The 18,606-nt window shown below is 65.7% G+C and carries 20 protein-coding genes; 10 read left to right on the top strand and 10 right to left on the bottom strand.

Translation table 11 applies throughout. The features are described 5' to 3' along the window. The first annotated feature begins 5 nt into the window (after positions 1 to 5). Genes ACOJB8_RS21070 through ACOJB8_RS21050 form a run of 5 tightly spaced genes read left to right on the top strand, consistent with a single transcriptional unit; the run spans position 6 to position 4,237 of the window. Positions 6 to 527, top strand: a complete 522-nt coding sequence (locus ACOJB8_RS21070; protein ID WP_069262353.1) for a 2,4'-dihydroxyacetophenone dioxygenase family protein — start codon at positions 6 to 8, stop codon at positions 525 to 527. After that, entirely contained in the window at positions 524 to 1,261 is a 738-nt protein-coding gene (locus ACOJB8_RS21065) for an SDR family NAD(P)-dependent oxidoreductase (RefSeq protein WP_342948316.1), read from the top strand. Before ACOJB8_RS21070 ends, ACOJB8_RS21065 begins: the two co-directional genes overlap by 4 nt. Positions 1,262 to 1,309: 48 nt before the next feature. Beyond that, positions 1,310 to 2,611, top strand: a complete 1,302-nt coding sequence (locus ACOJB8_RS21060) for an MFS transporter (protein WP_342948317.1) — start codon at positions 1,310 to 1,312, stop codon at positions 2,609 to 2,611. Positions 2,612 to 2,638: 27 nt separating this feature from the next. Further along, positions 2,639 to 3,367, top strand: coding sequence for an SDR family NAD(P)-dependent oxidoreductase (locus ACOJB8_RS21055; RefSeq protein WP_342948318.1), 729 nt, complete (start codon positions 2,639 to 2,641; stop codon positions 3,365 to 3,367). A gap of 54 nt (positions 3,368 to 3,421) precedes the next feature. Beyond that, a complete protein-coding gene (locus ACOJB8_RS21050) occupies positions 3,422 to 4,237 on the top strand; it encodes an IclR family transcriptional regulator (RefSeq protein WP_069262446.1) in 816 nt (271 codons plus the stop codon). Positions 4,238 to 4,268: 31 nt separating this feature from the next. On the opposite strand, the gene ACOJB8_RS21045 is transcribed toward ACOJB8_RS21050, so the two are convergent. The 3 genes from ACOJB8_RS21045 to ACOJB8_RS21035 all read right to left on the bottom strand — a co-directional run bounded on the left by ACOJB8_RS21045 (position 4,269) and on the right by ACOJB8_RS21035 (position 5,747). Beyond that, positions 4,269 to 4,703, bottom strand: coding sequence for a phosphate-starvation-inducible protein PsiE (locus ACOJB8_RS21045; RefSeq protein ID WP_069262357.1), 435 nt, complete (start codon positions 4,701 to 4,703; stop codon positions 4,269 to 4,271). A gap of 291 nt (positions 4,704 to 4,994) precedes the next feature. Beyond that, positions 4,995 to 5,222 (bottom strand): hypothetical protein, encoded by a 228-nt coding sequence (locus tag ACOJB8_RS21040; RefSeq protein WP_256094505.1) that lies wholly within the window; start codon positions 5,220 to 5,222, stop codon positions 4,995 to 4,997. A gap of 204 nt (positions 5,223 to 5,426) precedes the next feature. After that, the gene (locus tag ACOJB8_RS21035) at positions 5,427 to 5,747 is read right to left on the bottom strand and encodes a hypothetical protein (protein ID WP_342948320.1); all 321 of its coding nucleotides are present in this window, start codon (positions 5,745 to 5,747) and stop codon (positions 5,427 to 5,429) included. 347 nt (positions 5,748 to 6,094) lie between these two features. Here ACOJB8_RS21035 and ACOJB8_RS21030 point away from each other — a divergent pair, with 347 nt between their 5' ends. Then, positions 6,095 to 7,378 (top strand): sensor domain-containing diguanylate cyclase, encoded by a 1,284-nt coding sequence (locus ACOJB8_RS21030; protein ID WP_069262360.1) that lies wholly within the window; start codon positions 6,095 to 6,097, stop codon positions 7,376 to 7,378. A gap of 44 nt (positions 7,379 to 7,422) precedes the next feature. Next, positions 7,423 to 7,809: an MAPEG family protein gene (locus ACOJB8_RS21025; RefSeq protein ID WP_069262361.1), complete on the top strand. Its 387-nt coding sequence runs from the start codon at positions 7,423 to 7,425 to the stop codon at positions 7,807 to 7,809. Positions 7,810 to 7,857: 48 nt separating this feature from the next. Here the strand turns inward: ACOJB8_RS21025 and ACOJB8_RS21020 are convergent, their stop codons facing one another. Both ACOJB8_RS21020 and ACOJB8_RS21015 read right to left on the bottom strand, forming a co-directional pair. After that, a complete protein-coding gene (locus tag ACOJB8_RS21020; protein ID WP_475014021.1) occupies positions 7,858 to 9,213 on the bottom strand; it encodes a pyridoxal phosphate-dependent decarboxylase family protein in 1,356 nt (451 codons plus the stop codon). Next, positions 9,206 to 10,504: an MFS transporter gene (locus tag ACOJB8_RS21015; protein ID WP_475014019.1), complete on the bottom strand. Its 1,299-nt coding sequence runs from the start codon at positions 10,502 to 10,504 to the stop codon at positions 9,206 to 9,208. The genes ACOJB8_RS21020 and ACOJB8_RS21015 overlap by 8 nt, the downstream gene beginning before the upstream one ends. 118 nt (positions 10,505 to 10,622) lie before the next feature. On the opposite strand from ACOJB8_RS21015, the gene ACOJB8_RS21010 reads away from it, so the two are divergent. Beyond that, positions 10,623 to 11,069, top strand: a complete 447-nt coding sequence (locus ACOJB8_RS21010; protein WP_368617580.1) for a winged helix-turn-helix transcriptional regulator — start codon at positions 10,623 to 10,625, stop codon at positions 11,067 to 11,069. 12 nt (positions 11,070 to 11,081) lie between these two features. On the opposite strand, the gene ACOJB8_RS21005 is transcribed toward ACOJB8_RS21010, so the two are convergent. The 5 genes from ACOJB8_RS21005 to ACOJB8_RS20985 all read right to left on the bottom strand — a co-directional run bounded on the left by ACOJB8_RS21005 (position 11,082) and on the right by ACOJB8_RS20985 (position 17,175). Continuing rightward, on the bottom strand, positions 11,082 to 12,482 hold the full coding sequence (locus ACOJB8_RS21005) for an amidase family protein (RefSeq protein ID WP_475014017.1): 1,401 nt from the start codon (positions 12,480 to 12,482) through the stop codon (positions 11,082 to 11,084). 43 nt (positions 12,483 to 12,525) lie between these two features. Then, positions 12,526 to 13,716, bottom strand: a complete 1,191-nt coding sequence (locus ACOJB8_RS21000) for an MFS transporter (protein WP_342948324.1) — start codon at positions 13,714 to 13,716, stop codon at positions 12,526 to 12,528. A gap of 149 nt (positions 13,717 to 13,865) precedes the next feature. Next, entirely contained in the window at positions 13,866 to 14,654 is a 789-nt protein-coding gene (locus ACOJB8_RS20995) for an alpha/beta fold hydrolase (RefSeq protein WP_069262367.1), read from the bottom strand. Between the two features lie 51 nt (positions 14,655 to 14,705). Continuing rightward, positions 14,706 to 15,071: a DUF4148 domain-containing protein gene (locus ACOJB8_RS20990; protein ID WP_069262368.1), complete on the bottom strand. Its 366-nt coding sequence runs from the start codon at positions 15,069 to 15,071 to the stop codon at positions 14,706 to 14,708. Between the two features lie 271 nt (positions 15,072 to 15,342). Further along, a complete protein-coding gene (locus ACOJB8_RS20985) occupies positions 15,343 to 17,175 on the bottom strand; it encodes a cytochrome c biogenesis protein DipZ (RefSeq protein ID WP_475014015.1) in 1,833 nt (610 codons plus the stop codon). A 316-nt stretch (positions 17,176 to 17,491) separates the two neighbouring features. Between ACOJB8_RS20985 and ACOJB8_RS20980 the strand changes: the two genes are divergently transcribed. Both ACOJB8_RS20980 and ACOJB8_RS20975 read left to right on the top strand, forming a co-directional pair. Next, the gene (locus ACOJB8_RS20980; protein WP_368728571.1) at positions 17,492 to 18,055 is read left to right on the top strand and encodes a thioredoxin family protein; all 564 of its coding nucleotides are present in this window, start codon (positions 17,492 to 17,494) and stop codon (positions 18,053 to 18,055) included. Positions 18,056 to 18,191: 136 nt separating this feature from the next. Then, positions 18,192 to 18,602, top strand: coding sequence for a GFA family protein (locus ACOJB8_RS20975; RefSeq protein ID WP_368728570.1), 411 nt, complete (start codon positions 18,192 to 18,194; stop codon positions 18,600 to 18,602). Positions 18,603 to 18,606 lie beyond the last annotated feature (4 nt).

The raw sequence follows: 18,606 nt of genomic DNA, 5'->3' as shown, positions 1-18,606 counted from the left end.
AATTGATGACGGACAAGCCCTACTCCCCCATGACGCCGTATCAGCTTCCGTTCCCCAAGGAAGCGCAGCAGGAAATCGTCATTCCCCACGCCATTCCCACCGACGAGCGCGTGTGGGTACCCCAGGCCGAGAACGTATGGTTCCGTCCGCTGTGCCTGAACACGGCACAGGGCTACTGGATGAATTTGCTGCGCGTGCGTAAATCAGGTGTCCTGAGCAGGCATCGGCATCCGCAGGCCGTTCACGGCATGGTGCTCAAGGGCCGCTGGCGCTATCTGGAGCACGACTGGGAAGCGACCGAAGGCAGCTACGTGTTCGAGCCGCCCGGCGAAACGCATACGCTCTACGTACCGGAAGACGTCGAAGAGATGATCACCTACTTCCAGGTCAACGGCGTGATGTTCTATTGCGATCCGTGGGGCAACTACACGGGCTATGAGGACGTGTTCACGAAGATCGACATGTGCCGCAAGCATTACGCGGCGGTGGGTCTTGGCGAGGATTACGTGGACCAGTTCATCCGATGACCCGCGCCCGGTACGATTTCGCGGGGCGCGTGGCCGTCGTGACCGGCGCGGCGGGCGGCATCGGCCGCGCGATCTGCAATGCGTTCGCGCGCGGCGGGGCGCGCACGGTCAACTGGGACCGCGTGCCCGGCCCGCTGGATACGCAGGACGCGCCCCGTCACATCGAAGCCGACGTCACGCGCCCCGAGACGATCGAAGCGGCGCTGGCAGCGACGCTCGCCGAGTTCGGGCGCATCGACTACCTCGTGAACAACGCGGGTTTCGCCGGTTCGACCGTGCCGCTCGATGCGTACGATCCCGCCGAATGGCAACGCATCGTCGACGTCAATCTGGTGGGCACCTATCACGTTTGCCGCTTCGTCGTGCCCGCCATGCGCCGCGCCGGTTCGGGGCGCATCGTCAACGTGGCATCGCTCGCGGGCAAGGAGGGCACGCCGAACGCGTCCGCCTACAGCGCGGCGAAGGCCGGTGTAATCGCGCTCACCAAATCGCTCGGCAAGGAACTCGCGCGGATGGGCATTCTCGTCAACGGCATTGCGCCCGCTGCCGTAGAAACACCGCTGCTCGCGCAGATGGCGCCCGCCCATGTGCAGACGATGATCGACAAGAGTCCGCTCGGGCGGCTCGGCACCGTGGATGAAGTCGCCGATCTCGCGCTATGGCTTTGTTCGGATTCCTGTACGTTCAGCACCGGCGCGATATTCGATCTTTCCGGCGGCCGCGCCACGTACTGATACACGCCCAAAGACACCCACACGATAACAGCCAAAAGGAGACGACCCATGATCAAAAAATCGCAACGGCTCAAACGCACCCAGACGATCGCCATCGCCTTTCTGACGATAGCGGGCATCGTGAACTACCTGGACCGCAGCACGCTTTCCATCGCCAACCATTCGGTGGCGGAGGAACTGCATCTGAACGCTTCGCAAATGGGCTTGCTGCTTTCGGCGTTCTCGCTCGCCTATGCGTTCGCGCAATTGCCGGTGGGCGCGATGCTCGACCGTTTCGGCTCGCGCGTGATGCTCGGGCTCGGCATGCTGGTGTGGTCGCTCGCGCAGGTCACGGGGGGCTTCATTCAAACGCTCAATCATTTTCTGGCGGCACGCGTGGTGCTGGGCATCGCCGAAGCGCCGCTCTTTCCGGCGGGCGCCAAGGTCATTCACGAATGGTTCGCCGTGCGCGAACGCGGCGCGCCAACCGGCACGTTCGTCTCCTCCTCGACCATCGCGCCGATGATCGCGCCGCCACTGCTCACCGCGCTGATGCTCTCGTTCGGCTGGCGTCCGATGTTCATCATCATGGGTGTGCTGGGTGTGCTCGTCTCGGTCGGCTGGTATGTGGTCTATCGCAACCGCGATCAGGTCGTGCTCACGTCCGAAGAAACGGCATGGCTCGAAGACGGCGCGACCGAAGCACCGAAGAAGAGCGCACTGAGCTTCGCCGAATGGGGCATGCTGCTCAAGCAGCGCAACACGTGGGGCATGATCTTCGGCTTCATGGGCGTGATCTACATGGTGTGGCTCTATCTCACCTGGCTGCCCGGCTATCTGGAGAAGGAGCGCCATATCTCCATCGCGCATACGGGCTGGCTCGTCGCCATTCCCTATGTGTTCGGCACGATCGGCATGGCCAGCAGCGGCTTTATTTCCGATTACCTGCTCAAGCGCGGCATGGCGCCGATCCGCAGCCGCAAGTGGCCGCTGTGCGTCGGGCTGATCGGCGCGGCGGCCTTCACCGTGCCGGCCGCCTACACGCCGAGCACCGCGCTCGCCATTACCTATGTTTCCGTCGCGATGTTCTTCGTGAACATGTCGAGCGGCGCGGCCTGGGCGCTCGTGAGCGTGGCGGCTCCCCGCCATCTCGTGGCGTCGCTTGGCAGCATGCAGAACTTCGGCGGCTATTTCGGCGGCTCGTTTGCGCCGGTCATCACCGGCATCGTGGTCGACCAGACGCATTCGTTCGTGAACGCCCTGCTCATCAGCGCAGCGGTGGCGTTCGCCGCCGCGTTCGTCTATCTCTTCGTCGTCAGGGAAGTCGTGCCTGAAAACGAGCGCCGGACGGCAGCGACCCAACCCACCTGATTCATCTGTTCATTCGCACTACGCATCATGACATTCAAGGACAATTTTCTCGCGGGGAAGGTCGCGCTCGTGACGGGCGGCCACTCCGGTATCGGCGCGGCCATTGCCAACCGGCTCGCACAACTCGGCGCACACACCACGGCCGCCGGCCTGCCGCCTCCCGCCGGCACGCCAGACGTACTCGATGCCGGCGTGCAACGCACCTCGCTCGACGTGCGTTCGAGCGAAGACGTGACGCGACTGGTTAATGGCTGCGAGCGGCTCGATATCGTCGTGAACTGCGCGGGTGTGATCAGCCGCGGCGAAGAGCACCAGATCGAGGCGTTCGAGCGCGTGCTCGATATCAATCTCAACGGCACCATGCGTGTGTGTTCGAGCGCGCGCGAGCTGCTCAGGGCTTCTTCCGGCTGCATCGTGAACACGGCTTCGATGCTGAGCTTTTTCGGCGGCGGTCTCGTGCCGGCCTATAGCGCCAGCAAGGGCGGCGTGGCGCAGCTCACGCGCTCGCTCGCCATTGCCTATGCGCCCGACAATATCCGTGTGAATGCACTCGCGCCCGGCTGGATCGCGACGCCCCTCACCCAGGCGCTGCAGGACGACGGCGGCCGCTCGCAGGGCATCCTCGAGCGTACGCCGATGAAGCGTTGGGGGCAGCCCGAAGAAGTCGCGAACGTGGCCGCGTTTCTCTGCTCGCCCGCCGCTTCGTTCATGACGGGCGCGATCGTGCCCGTGGACGGCGGCTATCTGTGCGCCTGATCCGCAGGAATTGCGGGCATAATGGCGCCACACATGGCGCCCGCTAGCTTTCCGATGTCGACCACTGATTCCCCCACCTCCTCCCAATCCGGCGACGCCAAGGGCGTTGCCGGCACGGCCGCCTTTTCGAAGTTCATCGCCGTGCTGCAGCTCATCGCTGATGCCAGCACGCCGCCGAACATCGCGAAGCTCGTGGCCGCGAGCGGCTATCCGCGCCCGACCGTGCATCGCATCGTCGCCGCGCTGCAGGCCGAAGGGCTCGTCGCGGCCGTGGGCGGCGGCAATACGTTCGCGCTCGGGCCGCGTCTCGTGAATCTCGCGAGCCGCAGCTGGGAGCGATCCGACCTGCGCATCGCCGCCGTCGACGCGCTCATGGAACTGCGCAACACCACCTCGGAAACAGTGCACCTCGCCGTGCCCAGCGACGGCGCGATGGTGTACATCGAAAAGCTCGAAAGTCCGCACGCCGTGCGTATGGCTTCGCGTATCGGCACGCGCGTGGCGCTCACGTCGAGTTCGGTCGGCAAGGCCTGGCTCGCCACGCTCACGCCGCCCGAGCGCGAGCCAATGCTCGCACAGGCGCCGCGCGTGCGTTTCACCGAGCATACGATGACCGACCTCGACGCGATCCGCGACGAGATCGAACTCACGGCGCAACGCGGCTACGCGGAAGACCGCGAAGAAAACGAACAGTCGATCTGGTGTTACGGCGCGGCGATTCTCGGCGCCGATGGTCACGCAGTGGGCTGCGTGAGCGTCAGCATGCCGATGTTCCGCCGCCAGGCGGATGCGCAGCAGAGCTACATCGAACCCCTGCTCGCCGCGTGCCGCACCATTGCCGCACGGCTCGGGCCGGTTTGCTTGCGATAACTCAAAACGGCACGACTTCAGCAGGACCGGCCTACTTCGCCTCTTCCACGCGCCGTTCATCGGTGTTGCTGGGATATTTCGCCTGCCCGAAGCGGATGATCAGCACGCCCAGCGCGATCAGCACGATCGCGCCCGCAGACGCCAGCAAATGCAGCTCGGTGTTCGCGCCCGCGCGCAGGATGAGGTCCCGCGCGATCGACACCATGGCGATATACAGCGGGAAGCGAACGGGCAGCTGTCCAGCCTTGAGATACTGCCCGACCATGGCGAAGATCTCGAGGTAGAGAAACATCAGCAGCAGGTCGGTCAGCGTCACGCCGTCCGAATGCACCATATGCCAGATCAGGGCGCCCATGGCGGCCACGGTGCCAATGCCGATGATCAACAGACCGAACAGTTCGGCCAGCTCCATAGCGCGCTCGAGGCGCTCCTTGATCGCTCGTTGCAGAGCGTTCTCGTACTTCATCTTCGTAGGTTCCCCATGACACAGTAGGGGGATAGTAGCGCGACAAGATGAAAGTTCGAAAACGCGAAAAAAAATCCGCGAGGGCGCGGGCGCGAAACGAAATCAGGGCGAAGGCGCGGCGGTCACGCGCTCCACGTCGTTCAGGAGCGCCGCCTCGCCGGTCGTGCTGAGCGCGGCGATGCCGGCAACGCCGTCACTCGCGTATTCGTCGGTCAGGAGTTACAACGCCTCGACATCCACTCGCCATCGCGCAACGGCGTCACGATGGGCAACCGGATTCCCTCGAACATATCAGGCCCCCTTGTTGCCGGTACGCAGACGCAACGCGCCGATCGTGGCTTCCGGCACGCTGCCTATCAGCGTATGCATCGTGAAGTCGATGTCTTCGGGCGCGATATCGAGTAGCACACGCATGGCGCCGCGCGCGAAGGCAGTTTGCGCGACGTAGACGCCGAGCGGGGAATGCAGCAGCGCCGCAAGATGCGCCCGCGCGGCTTCTTCGGTATTCGCGGTCAGCATGACTTCGAGCCAGGCACGCGGGGCCCGCAACGGAACGACCTTTGCACGCGGGCGCGGAGCCGGCGCCACGATCTCGTAACGGGGGATGGGATTTGCGCAAGCCATGAGATTTGAATTGCTATTCGCAGGTTGTGAACACAACTTCAGCGTATTCCCGAACGCGTAAAAGCGGTGTTAAAAATAGCGGTGCGTCGTGTCTAAATCTCACATGCCTTGTGCGAGCTGCGGATTCAACTCGAGATGCAGCACGACGAGCCAGCGTCGCGGGCACGCGTTGGCAATTTCGAGTGGCGCTTCGTGCGCATTTGCACCGCTTCGTACAGGCCCGATGAAGCCCTGCTTCTTTGCCGTGGCCCACGCGGCACGCGCATCGGTCACCAGCCAGTTGCTGACGAGCAGGCATGTAATGCAGCTGAAGATCAGCGTCTCGATGTCCGAAATGCCCGGATCGATCTGCTGGGTAACGTAGCCGAACACGGCGGTCAGTATCTGGTCGACGGAAAACGTGAGAAGCGCGAGCTTCAACCAGCCTCGAAAACGCGTCGGCATGATTAGCGGAGAAACATAGGATTGAACGGCGGGCGGCAAAACATGGCAATGACTCGGGCGAAGTCGACGCGCCAGTGTAGGTGCGACGTTCTTCTTCGCACAAGAAAAAATGCCGTAAAAAAGCGCGGCATTTACCTCCCATTCTGACTTCGGCGTTCGCATTCTTCGCATTTTCGAATTACCCCGATTTCGCGCTGGGGTCTGCGCGAACGCGCGCGAACCCGCATGTTCGAAAACGTCCGTGGGACACATTACGCTGCCGCGCCGCGCAATGCGGACTACTATATCGTCAGTGTATTGGGCAACCGGGCAAAGGAGGCTCGATGGCCGACTGGTCGAACATGATGCGCGATTTCGTCGACGAAATCGCTGCGAGCGTGGCCATGATCGGCCGCGACGAGCGGGGCCAGTTCGTGGTTTCGGCCTGCAACGATCATTTCATGCGCATGACGGGCGGCAGGCGCAGCGCGATCAAGTCGTTCCCGGCACCGTTCGATTCGCTCATTCCCAACTACGCCCGAACCGAATTCCGCAAAAAGCTGACCCAGTGCTTCGAATCCGGCGTCGCCCGGGAACTCGAGCAAGCCTATGACCTGAGGGACGGAACGCACTGGTGGCGCCTGTCGTTGAAGCCGATACGCCACGCCGAAAGCGGAGTCTCCGTACTCGAAATCATGGTCACAGGCCTTGAAATCACCACGAAGATGTTGCTGACGCACGAACTGGAAGTCAGCACGTCGCGCTTTCGTTCGGTCGTCGATGCAGCCTACGACGCCATCATCACGATCGACCAACAGCATTGCATCACGCTATTCAATCGTGCCGCGGAAAACCTGTTCGGGTACTCTGCCGAAGAAATGCTCGGCCAACCGATCACGGACCTTCTGCCCGAGCGCTACCGCGCCAATCATTCGCAATACGTCCACCTGTTTGCGCGCTCGCCCGTGCGCTCGCGGCAGATGGACGAGCGCAACCGCGTGTATGGGCTGCATCGGGATGGGTCGCTGTTGCCCGTCGAAATTGCGATTTCGAAAATCAACGTGGGCGGGCTGATCGAATTCACCGCCGTGATTCGCGATATCGCCGACCGCGTTCGCTTGATGGATCTGCTTCAGAAGCAGGCCGTCACCGACGAGCTGACCGGCCTGCCGAACCGCCGAGAATTTGCCGATACCGTTGAACAGCTTCTCGAAGCCGACAAAACGCTTTCCGTCTTTATTCTCGATATCGATTACTTCAAGAAGATCAACGACAGCTACGGGCACGACATCGGCGACGAAGTGCTGCGCGTGCTGGCCAAAGTCGTGATGAACAGCGACAGGCGCATTGGCGTGTTTGCGCGCTGGGGCGGCGAAGAGTTCGTCGCCGCGCTGCCTGAGTTCAATATCGAGCAGGCAACGGCCGTGGCCGAGGAATTGCGCCAGACCATCGAGCAGCAGGACTTCGAGCATCAATGGCGGCTGGGCAAGCCCGTTCCGTTTACGGTGAGCATCGGCGTAACGGAGCGCCTGCCGGGCGAGGATGACTTCGGTGCGATCGTCAAACGCGCGGACGTGGCGCTCTATCGGGCCAAAGACAGCGGACGCAACCGCGTGGAAGTCGGCTAGCGCGCGCCACAATCGCATCGCGTTCTTTCGCCAGGGAGGCCGTCATGGACAGAATTGCGCTGGCCTGCGTGGCCGTGCTGGGTCTTTTGCTGTTTGGCCTCGGCCTGTCCATTTCCATGCTTCGCTTTCGCGAAGGCACGCTCTCGGGATGCGCGCCGGACCCGGCCAGCCTGCTGCACAAGTTCGTGCGCGCGCATGCGAACACGGCCGAATATGTGCCCTTCCTGGCCGCGCTGTTTCTCTATCTGGGCACACACTCGCCCTCGCCGGCAACGCTCGCGCTGATCGTGGCCGCGACCGTCTGCCGGTGCTTGCTCGTCGTCGGGCTGGTCGCGTTTCCCTCGATGGCAAAACCCAATCCCGCCCGATTTATCGGCGCGCTCGGCACTTACGCGGCCGGTATCGCGCTGAGTCTCGCGTTGCTACGTTGACTCGAGAATGGGCTTTCGCTGTGCGCGCAACGTTGTCGCCGGTGTTCGCTACGGCGCACGCGAATCGCCGCGCAGCGATGCCAGCAACTGCACGAGCGCCTCGATGTCTTCATCCCGCGTGCGCCACGACGACACGCTGATCCGCAACGCAGGCCGCCGTTGCCAGATCGTGCCGCCGAACCACGTTTCGCCCGAAGCCTGCACGGCGCTGCGCAGCGCCAGCGTCTGGGCATCCGTTGCGCCGCGGAACAGCACCTGGTTCAGCACGACCCGGTTGAGCACCTCGTAGCCCAGGCGTTCGAGTTCGGCGCCGATGCGCTGCGCCTGCGCGTGATGGCGCTCGACCATGGCCGCGACACCTTCGCGACCGAGCGTGCGTAGCGCCGCCCATACGGGAATGCCGCGCGCGCGGCGCGAGAACTCCAGTGTGAGGTTCTTCTGCGCGTCGGCGCTCGCAGACAAATAGGCCGCGTCGCTGTTCATCGCCTCGGCGAGCGCCGTTGCATCGCGGCAAATGACCATGGCGCAGTCGTACGGCGTGTTCAGCCACTTGTGCGCATCGGTCGTCCAGCTATCGGCCCCTTCGATACCCTCGGTCAGCGCCGCCAGTGACGAGGTCCGCGCCCACAGGCCGAACGCGCCATCGACATGCACCCACGCGCCGGCCTCCCGCGCACGCGCGATGATCGGCGCAAACGGGTCGAATTCGCCGGTATTCACCTCGCCGGCCTGCAGGCACAGGATCGTGCGGTCGTCGAGCGGCGGGAGTCGCGCCGCATCCACGCCGCCGTGAGCATCGACGGCCGCGTAGACGATGCGCTCCAGCCCGAAGCCCAGGATGCGCAACGCCTTCTTTACCGTAATGTGAGCGAGTTCCGAGACCACGACCTTGATTTCGGGCGCGCCCATCAGCCCCTGGCGGTCGAAGTCCCAGCCTTGCCGTGCGAGCAGCGCGCGCCGGGCGGTAGCGAGCGCACCGAGCGTGCACGCTGTCGCGCTGGTGCCGAAGCCCACGGCGCTTTCGCGTGGCAGGTCGAGCGCTTCGAGCACCCAGCGTCCCGCGATGCGTTCCACCGTGGCTGCGACCGGCGAGTTGTCGAACGTGGAGGCGCACTGATCCCACGCCAGCATGAGCCGCTCGACCGCGGCCGCTGCAGGCAGCGCCGCGCCGATCACGAAGCCGAAATAGCGCGGACCGTTCGAAGCCGTCGTCGCCGGCGAGCCTACGCGGTCGAGCAGCGACAGCGTGTCTTCGGCGGGTAATCCGCTCGCGGGCAGCGGCTCGTCGAACGCACTGAGCGCCGCGATGGCTTCGTTCGAGGGGAAAACACGCCGTGTGGCGTTGCCTTCGAGATAGCGCAGGCCGCGTGCGTCGGCATCCGCCAGCAGTTTCAGTTCATCCATCCATGTCTCCCGGTTCGAGTTTCCATTCAGGCTTCAATTCGACGTACAGGCGCACGGGGACGCGCGGCATGCTGCGCACCGTGACGGCCCAGAACACGAGCGCCAGCAAACTCACGGCCGCGCCCAGCGTACACACACCATGCCAGCCCGCCGCGGCATACGTCGCCGTCGTGCCGATCGCGCCCAGCCCGCTGCCAACCGCATAGAACAGCATGTAAAGACTCACGAGCCGGCTATGAAGTTGCGCGTTGCTGCGAAAAATCAGGCTTTGATTGGTCACGTGCAGCGCCTGACCGCCGAGATCGAGCAGCACGATGCCGACCAGCAGCATCCATAGCGAGTGTCCCAGCATCGAGAGCGGCCACCACGCCAGCAACAGCAGCGCCAGCGCGGCCGCACTGGTGCGCTGGCCCCAACCCCGATCGGCCCAGTGGCCCGCGCGCGCAGCGGCCAGCGCGCCCGACGCCCCGGCTATGCCGAAGGCCCCGATCGCCGTATGAGAAAAATTGTAGGGCGGCGCACTCAACGGCAGCACCAACGCGCTCCAGAAGATATTGAGGGTCGCGAACATCAGCAGCGCGAGCACGCCGCGCGTCTGCAGCACGCGATCCGAGCGCAGCAACGCGAACATCGAGATGATCAGTTGTACATAGCTCATCGTGCCTGGCTCACCGCGTGCCAGTTTCGGAAGCCGGCGCCACAGCGGCACGGCCAGGGCGAGCATGACGGCGGCGGAACAGCCATACACGCCGCGCCAACCGGCAAGATCGCTCACGCCGCCGGAGAACACGCGAGCCAGCAGCAGGCCGATGAACACGCCACTGCCCGCTGCGCCCACCACGCGCCCGCGCTCGTCGGGCGCGGCGGCCGCCGCCGCATAGGCGATCAAACCCTGCGTCATGGCCGTGCCGAGCATACCCACACCGAGCATGCCGGCCAGCAGCACCGTTACGGATCGCGCGAGACCGACCACGCCCAACGCGCCCGCCAGCGCCAGCAATTGCACGATCATCAGGCGGCTACGCTCTACCCTGTCGCCCAACGGCACGAGTAGCAGCAGCGCCAGCGCGCAACCGGCCTGCGTCGCCGTGACCACGCCGCCAACCGCGGCGCGCGTGATGCCGAAATCGCGCGCCAGGGCGTCCAGCAAGGGCTGCGCATAGTAGACATTGGCGACGCTCAAACCGCTGGCCACGGCGAACAGCAGTACGAGGCCGCGCGACAACGGCGCGCGCGGCCGCACGGGAGCGCCGCGGGCCGGCGTTGCAAGCGCAACGGAATCCGCGTCCATGATCTTCGATCCAGTTTCAAAACAAAACTGATTGAATGGTATGTCGACTGGTTTTAAAATGCAACTACGTGAGGCGTACGCATTACGTCAATACGTTCCAGCAAGAGAGAGAATCGCCATGGCAAGCCGCAAATCCATGCAGAAGGAGACCTGCCCCGTCGCGCGCTCGGTCGACGTGATCGGCGACAGGTGGTCGCTGATGATCCTGCGCGATGTCTTCGACGGCATTCACCGCTTCGGTGACATTCAGCGCAATCTGGGCGTGGCGCGCAATATCCTGTCCGGCCGTTTGAGCCATCTCGTCGAGGCCGGCATTCTCGAAACCCGGCCTGCCTCCGACGGCACGACCTATCAGGAGTACGTGCTAACGAAGAAAGGGGAAAGCCTCTTCCCCGTTATCGTGGCGCTTCAGCAGTGGGGCGAGCGCCATTTGTTCGAGCGCGGCGAACGGCATTCGTGGTTGATCGACAAAGCAACGGGCAAGCCGTTGCTGTCCATGTTTCCGCAGACCCGCGAAGGGCAGGCGCTCACCCCTCACGACACCGTGGTCAAGAAGCCCGCATAACGCCCGCCCGGCTTACATGGCCGGGTCGATGGGCGAAGGCGGCGCGCCGCGTTCCTCGATGGCCTGGCCCGCCAGCAGACACAGGTCTTCGCGGAAGTGCCCGGCGACGATCTGCACGCCAACCGGCACATCCTTCACCATGCCCGTCGAAACGACGAGCCCCGGCAAGCCCATCGCGGGCAATGCGCGCATGGTCAGCTGGGCGTCCCACACGCGCTGGAATCCCGCCGCGCCCTGCATGTCGAGGTTATCGGGGAACGGCAGTTCGCCCGAAACCGGCAGCAGCAGCACGGGATATTCCGCAAGGAACATGCGCCATGCGCGCGTGAGCGTCGTGCGGCGCACCAGCGACGGGACCACCACGTTCTCGGGCATCGCCGCGACCTTGGCGCGCACGCCGTCCACCACCGCCTGCGCGCCCGGGTCGCCGTCACGCGCCACGGCGTCGGCGAGCGCCGGGAAGCCGTCGCCGAGCCACAGGCGTTCCTGCACTTCGCCGGCGTCACGCAGGAGCGGCACGTCATCGATCTGCTCGACCGTCCAGCCCGCGTCGGCGAGTCGGCGGCCGGCGTCGAGCAAAGCATCCTCCACCTCCTTCGTGATGCTCATGCCGCCCGGGCGCAGGCAGAGCGCCGCGCGCCGCGGCGCGTCCGGCCCGATGAGCGGCGCCGGCGTCCACCACGGGTCGCGCAGGTCGGGCGCGGCAAGCGCCGCGAGCGCCACGCGCAGGTCCTCGACCGTACGTGCCATCGGGCCCGCGCCCGACATCATCTGCGCGCCGATCGGCCGCTCCGGCGACGACGCGTTGAACGCCGGCACTCGCCCGATGCTGGGCCGCAGGCCATGCACGCCGCACGCATAGGCTGGGTAGCGCACCGAGCCGCCAATGTCGGTGCCGAGCGCGATATGCCCGATGCCGGCCGTGACCGCCGCCGCCGCGCCGCCGCTCGAGCCGCCCGGCGTGAGCGATGCGTTGCGCGGGTTCTTCGTATGCCCGTGAACCTGGTTGCTCGTGAACCAGCGCAGGGCGAAGGTCGGCGAATTGGTGCGGCCGAGCAGCACCGCACCCGCACGCACGAGGTTTTCGACGGCGGGGCTGTTGACCTGCGCGATCAGATCCTTTTGCAGACGCGTGCCGTTGGTCGTCGCGAAGCCCGCCTGGTCGATGTTGATCTTCGTAGTGACGGGCACCCCCGCGAGCGGCCCCGGGTCTTCGCCGCGCGCTATCGCCGCGTCGATTCTGTCGGCCTGGTCGACGACCCACTCGGGCCGGTAGTCGATCACCGCGTTGATGAGCGGATTGACGGCTTCGAGACGATCGAGCGCGGCCTTCGCGGCCTCGCGTGCCGACACCTCGCGCGCGCGAACCCGCTTGGCGAGTTCAGTTGCGGATAAACGCCATAGTTCAGTCACGATCCCTCCGGTTCGTTAGGAAATTAAGAGTTGCCAGACCTGTTCAGGCGCTGGCCGATAACGTCTCGACACGCTGCCGGTCGCGCAGAACCGCCAGCGCGAGCGCCGCGAGTCCGCATGCCGCGATGAGCGCGAGCAGCGCCGCGCGGCCGCCGTGCACCAGCACCCAGCCGCCGACGGTCGGAAACCCGAACGCGCCGACGAAGTACGCCGCGACGAACCACGTGAGCGCGGCGCGGCGGTGCGCGGCGACGGAGTCGTTGACGGCCTGAAGCTGGACGATCGGGTAAGCGAGCCCGTACCCGGTGCCCAGCAGCACCGCGGCCGCCGATTGAAACAGCACGTGAAACGGCACGACGAACATCGCCGCGCTGCCCATCACCATCATGACGAGCAGCACTTTCGTCGCGGTTTCGGAGCGCATCTTGATGACCACGCGCGAGAGCAGCCAGCGCGTGGCGATGACCGTCACCGTGTAGACGCTGAAGAAGGTCGTCGCCTTCGCCTCGGTGCCTTGCACGAGCGACATCTGGAACGTCATGAGGCCAGAGAACACGCAGCCGCCCAGCGCGATGATGACGATGGGATACACCGCACGCGTGCGGGCGATCACGCCCATCTTCAGGAGCCACGGGTCCGGCGAGGCCGGTTCTTGCGTCGCGGTACTGGAGCGCACGTGCGGTGCGAGCCGGCCGAACAGCTCGAGCAGGACGGCCGCCAGCACGCACAGGCCGCCAATCGTGTAGAGCACGCCGCCAAGCGGCATGCGCCAGAAGCGGATCGCAAAGCCCGCCAGCGCCGGACTGCCGCCGATGCCCGTCATCTGCATGGTGGCGAAGCGCAGGAACCACAGGCCGCGCTCGGCGTCGTTCGTGCGCTCGGCGAGCGCCATGGGCGCGGCGAGGCAGAACGCGCCCCAGCCGAAGCCCACGAGGAAGCCGGGCACGACGTCGAAGCTGCTCACCTGCTCGACCAGCGCGAAACTCACCACGCCCGCGCCCACGCAGAGCGCCGCGAGCGCGGCCATGCGCGCCGCGCCCACATGCTGGGCGACCCAGCCCGTGAGCGAGACGCCCACGAAGGTGCCGAGCGCCGCGCCCGCGAGCGCCACGCCGGTGTTGATGTCGTTCCCGCCGATGGCGCGCACGTGCATGGAGAACAGGAACGTCGCGCCATAGCCTGCCGATGCGAGCAGGACGCCGACGAGCATGATGAGGGCACTGAATGGGCGCACGGCGGGCCTTCCGGACGATGACGGAAGTGTGCAGATTATCAGTCCCTGTGCCCAGCGTTGCATTCAGGTGCTCCTCGGGTGCGATGTCGGCGGCGGGCGAGCGGTCGCGCGAGTCGAAGCGCTTCCACCGCACGGCCGAGGCGGGCCGGTTACTTGACGTCCTGCTGCGCGTGTTCCGCCGCGTCGATGATCGCGTCGGCCACGGCCTTCGGCTGGCTCAGCATCGAGACGTGGCTGCCGTTCACTTGTGTCACCTTTGCGCCGATGTGCTTCGCCATCGATTCCTGCAGCGCGGGGGCGATCATGCGGTCGCGCGCCGTCACGACGAAATACGAAGGCTTGTCGTGCCACGCGGCCTGCGTGACCTTCTGCGAGAGGGCGCCGCTGAACCACGGGCCCTGGGTCGCCGCCACGATGCGTTGCTGCGCGGGCGGCAGGTCGGGCGCGAAGTCCTCGCGGATCGCCTTGTCCGAAAGCGTCAGGTAGCCCGCCGAGTCCTTGCGCAGTTCGCTTGCCCAGGGCGCGTCCGGCTGGCCCTGGGTGATATCGGCGATCGACTGGCCGTTGTCGGGCGCGAAGGCCGCCACGTACACGAGCGACTTCACCTTCTCGTCGTTGCCGGCTTCGCTGATCACGACGCCTGCCCACGAGTGGCCGACCAGCACGACCGGGCCCTTCTGCTGCTCGATCACGCGCTTCGTTGCGGCAGCGTCGTCGGCGAGCGAGCTGAGCGGGTTCTGCACGGCGACGACGTGCAGGCCGCGCGCTTCGAGGAGCGGAATCACGCGGTTCCAGCTGGAGCCGTCGGCGAACGCGCCGTGCACCAGCACGACGTTGGTGCCTTTCAGGTCCTGCGGCGGCGCGGCATGCGCCGCTTGCAGCGCGAAGAGGCCGCCGAGGAACGCCACGGACGTAAAAATCTGCTTGATCGAAGCCATCGTTTTTCTCTCTTCTCTTATCGGGTCGTTCGGTGGGTCGGGAAAGGCGGATTACGAATGCGCGTAGATCGGGCCGAGGCCGGGGATATCGTCCTGCGCAGCGCGCGCGGCGTTCGTGCCGTTCATGGCGTGATGCGGCTTGCGCGGAGCGGACGCATCGGACGAACCGGCCGTCACACCGCCATACGACGGCGAAGCGGCTTGCTGCGCGACCTGCGTGGCTTCCACGCGCGCCAGCGCGGCCTGGATGTTGCGCGGGTATTGGGTTTCGTCGGCGGCCGGGTTGTAGCCGGCTTTCTGCAGCTGCACGAGTTCGGCGCGCACCTGCGCACGGGTGACGGGCTCGTTCGACTGAGCGAACGACAGAACCGGGGCGGCGGCAACAGCGGCGAGGGCGAGGAGTTTGAGGGCTTTCATGACGTTCTCCAAAGAGGAATGAGGTAGACAGCGATCGGGTTCAAACCGGGTTCAGTTCAGCGCGAGGGGTGTATCGAGCTGGCGTAGGTGTATTTGAACGTCCCGATGTATCTGCCGTGTTTCCATTTGGGGCGCGGTTTGCATATGAACGTGTCCGAATTGCCCGCAGATACATTGCGCTACAAAAAGCCCTCCGCGATGCGCGGCACAGCCATAACGCAAACGCCGCCGGCCCGCGAGGGCACGGCGGCGCGGCGTGGCGTGGCGCTTATCAGCCGAACGTGAAGCTGTAGACGTGCGCGCCCGGGTCGAGAAAGCGGATCTCGAAGGTGTGATCTCCAATGCGGCCGGACTGCCGCACGAGCTGATAGAGGCGCGCGCTCGTGGCGACGCCGGTGCCGTCCGCTGCGACGTCGGCGCCATGCGCGGCTCCCGGAGGCGCGCCGTCGATGCTGATGCGAAAGCGCACGGGCTTGCCGTCGGCAGTGGGCGCAAGCACCAGATGCAGGTCGCGCGCATGGAAGCGATAGGCAATGCTCGCCTGCGGCGCGCCCGCCACGGCGGACTCGGCGCCCACGTTCCACTGCCCGCCGAACGCCCACTGGTTCAAGCCGAGCTGCCCCGGCAACGTGTACGCGGCGGCCGTATCGGCCTGCACGCGCTGCGCGTTCGCATTGCCCTGCGCCTCGCGATACCCCACATACGTTTCGCCCGAGCCGATGTCGCGTTGATCCGCGGGAGCCAGCGCGCCGCTTGACTGCGGTGCTGTCGGCGTGGCGGCGGGCGCGGCGCGGCCGTTGTCGGCCAGCAGTCGCTGGATCGCCTGCTCGGCCTGCGCGTAGTCGCCTTCGCCGAAGTGGTGATAGCGCACGCGCCCCTGAGCATCGACGAGATAGAACGCCGGCCAGTACTGGTTGCCGAAGGCGTTCCAGATGCGGTAGTCGCTGTCCACAGCGACGGGATAGCGGATGTCCAGATTGGCCAGCGCGCGCTTGACGTTGCCCGTGTCATGCTCGAAACCGAATTCCGGCGTGTGCACACCGATTACGACGAGGCCGTCGTTACGGTAGCGGTCGGCCCACGTCTTCAGATACGGCAGGGTTCGCAGGCAATTGATGCACGAATACGTCCAGAAGTTGACCAGCACGACCTTGCCGCGCAGCGCTTCGGGCGTGAGCGGCGCGGAGTTGAGCCACGCGTTCGCGCCGTCGAGCGCCGGCAGGCGGCCTTCCACCGGAAGATCGACCGCGGGCGCCGGGGCCGGCAGCGACACGCGCACGATGTGGGCCGCTGGTTCGTCTCGTACCGCTGGACGAGCCTGGGCTACCCGCTCCTCATGACGCGCTGGCTCCGCGCTCGGCGTCTGCCGTGCCGCAGCGGGGCTCGCAAGCAGATCGACGAGGCGCGCTTCCACGCCATTGGTCGGCGCGCCCGGCACCAGCGCAAGCAGGCGCGTATCCACGCCCAGCGCGATCGCACCGACCGTGAGCAGCACGAGCGCACCCATCGCGCGCCGTACATGCTCGCCCACGCCGAGCGAGCGCTTGAGCGCAGCCATCGCGCGATGGCCGAGCCCCGCCACCGCCGCGAGCGAACTGGCGGCGCCCACGGCATAGGCCGCGAGCGCGGCCCACGTCTGCCAGGTCACGCCGTGGCGGGCCGCGCCGGTGATGATGAGACCGAGGATCGGCCCCGCGCACGGCGCCCACAGCAGGCCCGTCGCGGCGCCGAGCAGCACGGCGGAACCGATGCGGCGCGACGCGCCGTCGTCCTGCGAGCGCGCCATGAAGCGGTCGGCGAGCCCAGTGAGCGGGCCGGAAAGGCGCGTGGCGAGCGCGGGAAAGAGGAGCGCCGCGCCAAACAGCGCGAAGAGCCCGAGCGCGATCCAGCGGCCGTACTCGCTCAGCTGCGCCGCGCCGTTCAGGCCGGCGGCGCCGAGCCCCGTGAGCAGCGCGAACGTGAGCGCGAGGCCAAGCAGCATGGGCAGCCGGCCAGTGAGGAAAGGCTCCTCGGAACGTGCGAACACGAACGGCACGACCGGCAGGATGCAGGGGCTCAGGACGGTGAACGCACCGCCCACGAATGCGATGACGATGAGTAACATGAGTTCGGTCTCCAGACGAATGTCGGCGGACTTGCCATGTGCCGTATTTCAGCGCGGGCATGTATCCGGGGAATGTCCGGAACGCGGGCGTCGTGCATCGTCATGTATCGCGCAGGCGGCTGGATACATAGGGATACAAACACGCGCACGGCGTGCAGCGGCCCGCGAAGCTGTGGCCGCGCAGTGGACGATTTGTATCCCTACGTATCGCGCCCCGCCGGCGACACACTACGTTTCAACAGTGCCGCAAGCGGGACACGAGCCAGATACGTGGGAGCGGTCCAATACGCTCGTCGTCCACACAAGGAGAACTCTCATGATCTCTCGTCTCAAGATAGCCGCTGTTGCCATCGGCCTCGCGGCCACCGCCGGGCTCGCCGCGTACGCTTCGGGCGAAGCGCCGTCGGGCGGCTCGGCCGCGCTGCAGACCGGCGCGCAGGCGCCCGACTTCACCGGCATCAACAACTGGCTCAACAGCCCGCCGCTCGACCTCAAGCAACTGCACGGCAAAGTCGTGCTCGTCGACTTCTGGACCTTCGACTGCATCAACTGCGCGCACACTATCCCGCACATCAAGGAGCTGGACGCGCGCTATCGCGACAAGGGTCTCGTGGTGGTCGGCGTGCATACGCCAGAATATTCGTTCGAGCGCGACACCGGCAACCTGCAGAAGGCGATCAAGCAATACGACATTACGTACCCTGTCGCGCAGGACAACGGTTACGCGACGTGGAACGCCTATGGCAACCAGTACTGGCCGGCGGTCTACCTCATCGACCAGAACGGCAAGCTCGTTTATACCCACTTCGGCGAGGGCGACTACGCGCAGACCGAGCAGAAAGTTCGCGATCTGCTGGGCATTCAGGGCAAGCAGGGATGATCGGCTGGCGCGGCGCCGCTCCGGCTGGCGGGGCGGCGGCGATCACGCGTTTGCCCGCGTAGATCCGGCAGCAGCGCGCGATGAGACCGACTATACGCGTAACATGCGCGCGTACCCGCAAAAACGGAGAAGACCGATGTCGACAGACTGGAAAGGCCGCTGCCTGTGTGGCGCGGTGCAATACGAGGCTCGCGGCGCAGCGTTCGCGCAGCTCGTTTGTCACTGCCGCGATTGCCAGCGCGCTTCCGGATCGGCCGGGTTGCCGGTAGTCGTGGTGAGTGCGGCCGAATTCTCGTTCGAAGGCGAAATCCGCACTTACACGATAACGGGCGGCAGCGGCATGCCAACGACACGAAATTCCTGTGCGCATTGCGGCAGCCTGCTCTTTGGCACACCGCAGCATGCGCCGGATATCGTGACGATCTACGCCGGATCGCTCGATGACCCTTCACGGTTTCGCGCCGAATTCGTTCAGTTCACGTCTGAGCGGCATCAGCTGGACGGCCGCGAGCCCGGCATTGCTCAACATGCGGGACGAGCGCCCTGAGACA

It is taken from the genome of Paraburkholderia sp. BR10141 (genome assembly GCF_056155635.1).
Note: the sequence above shows the minus strand (reverse complement) of the source record. Positions and strands in the feature narration are given on the sequence as shown.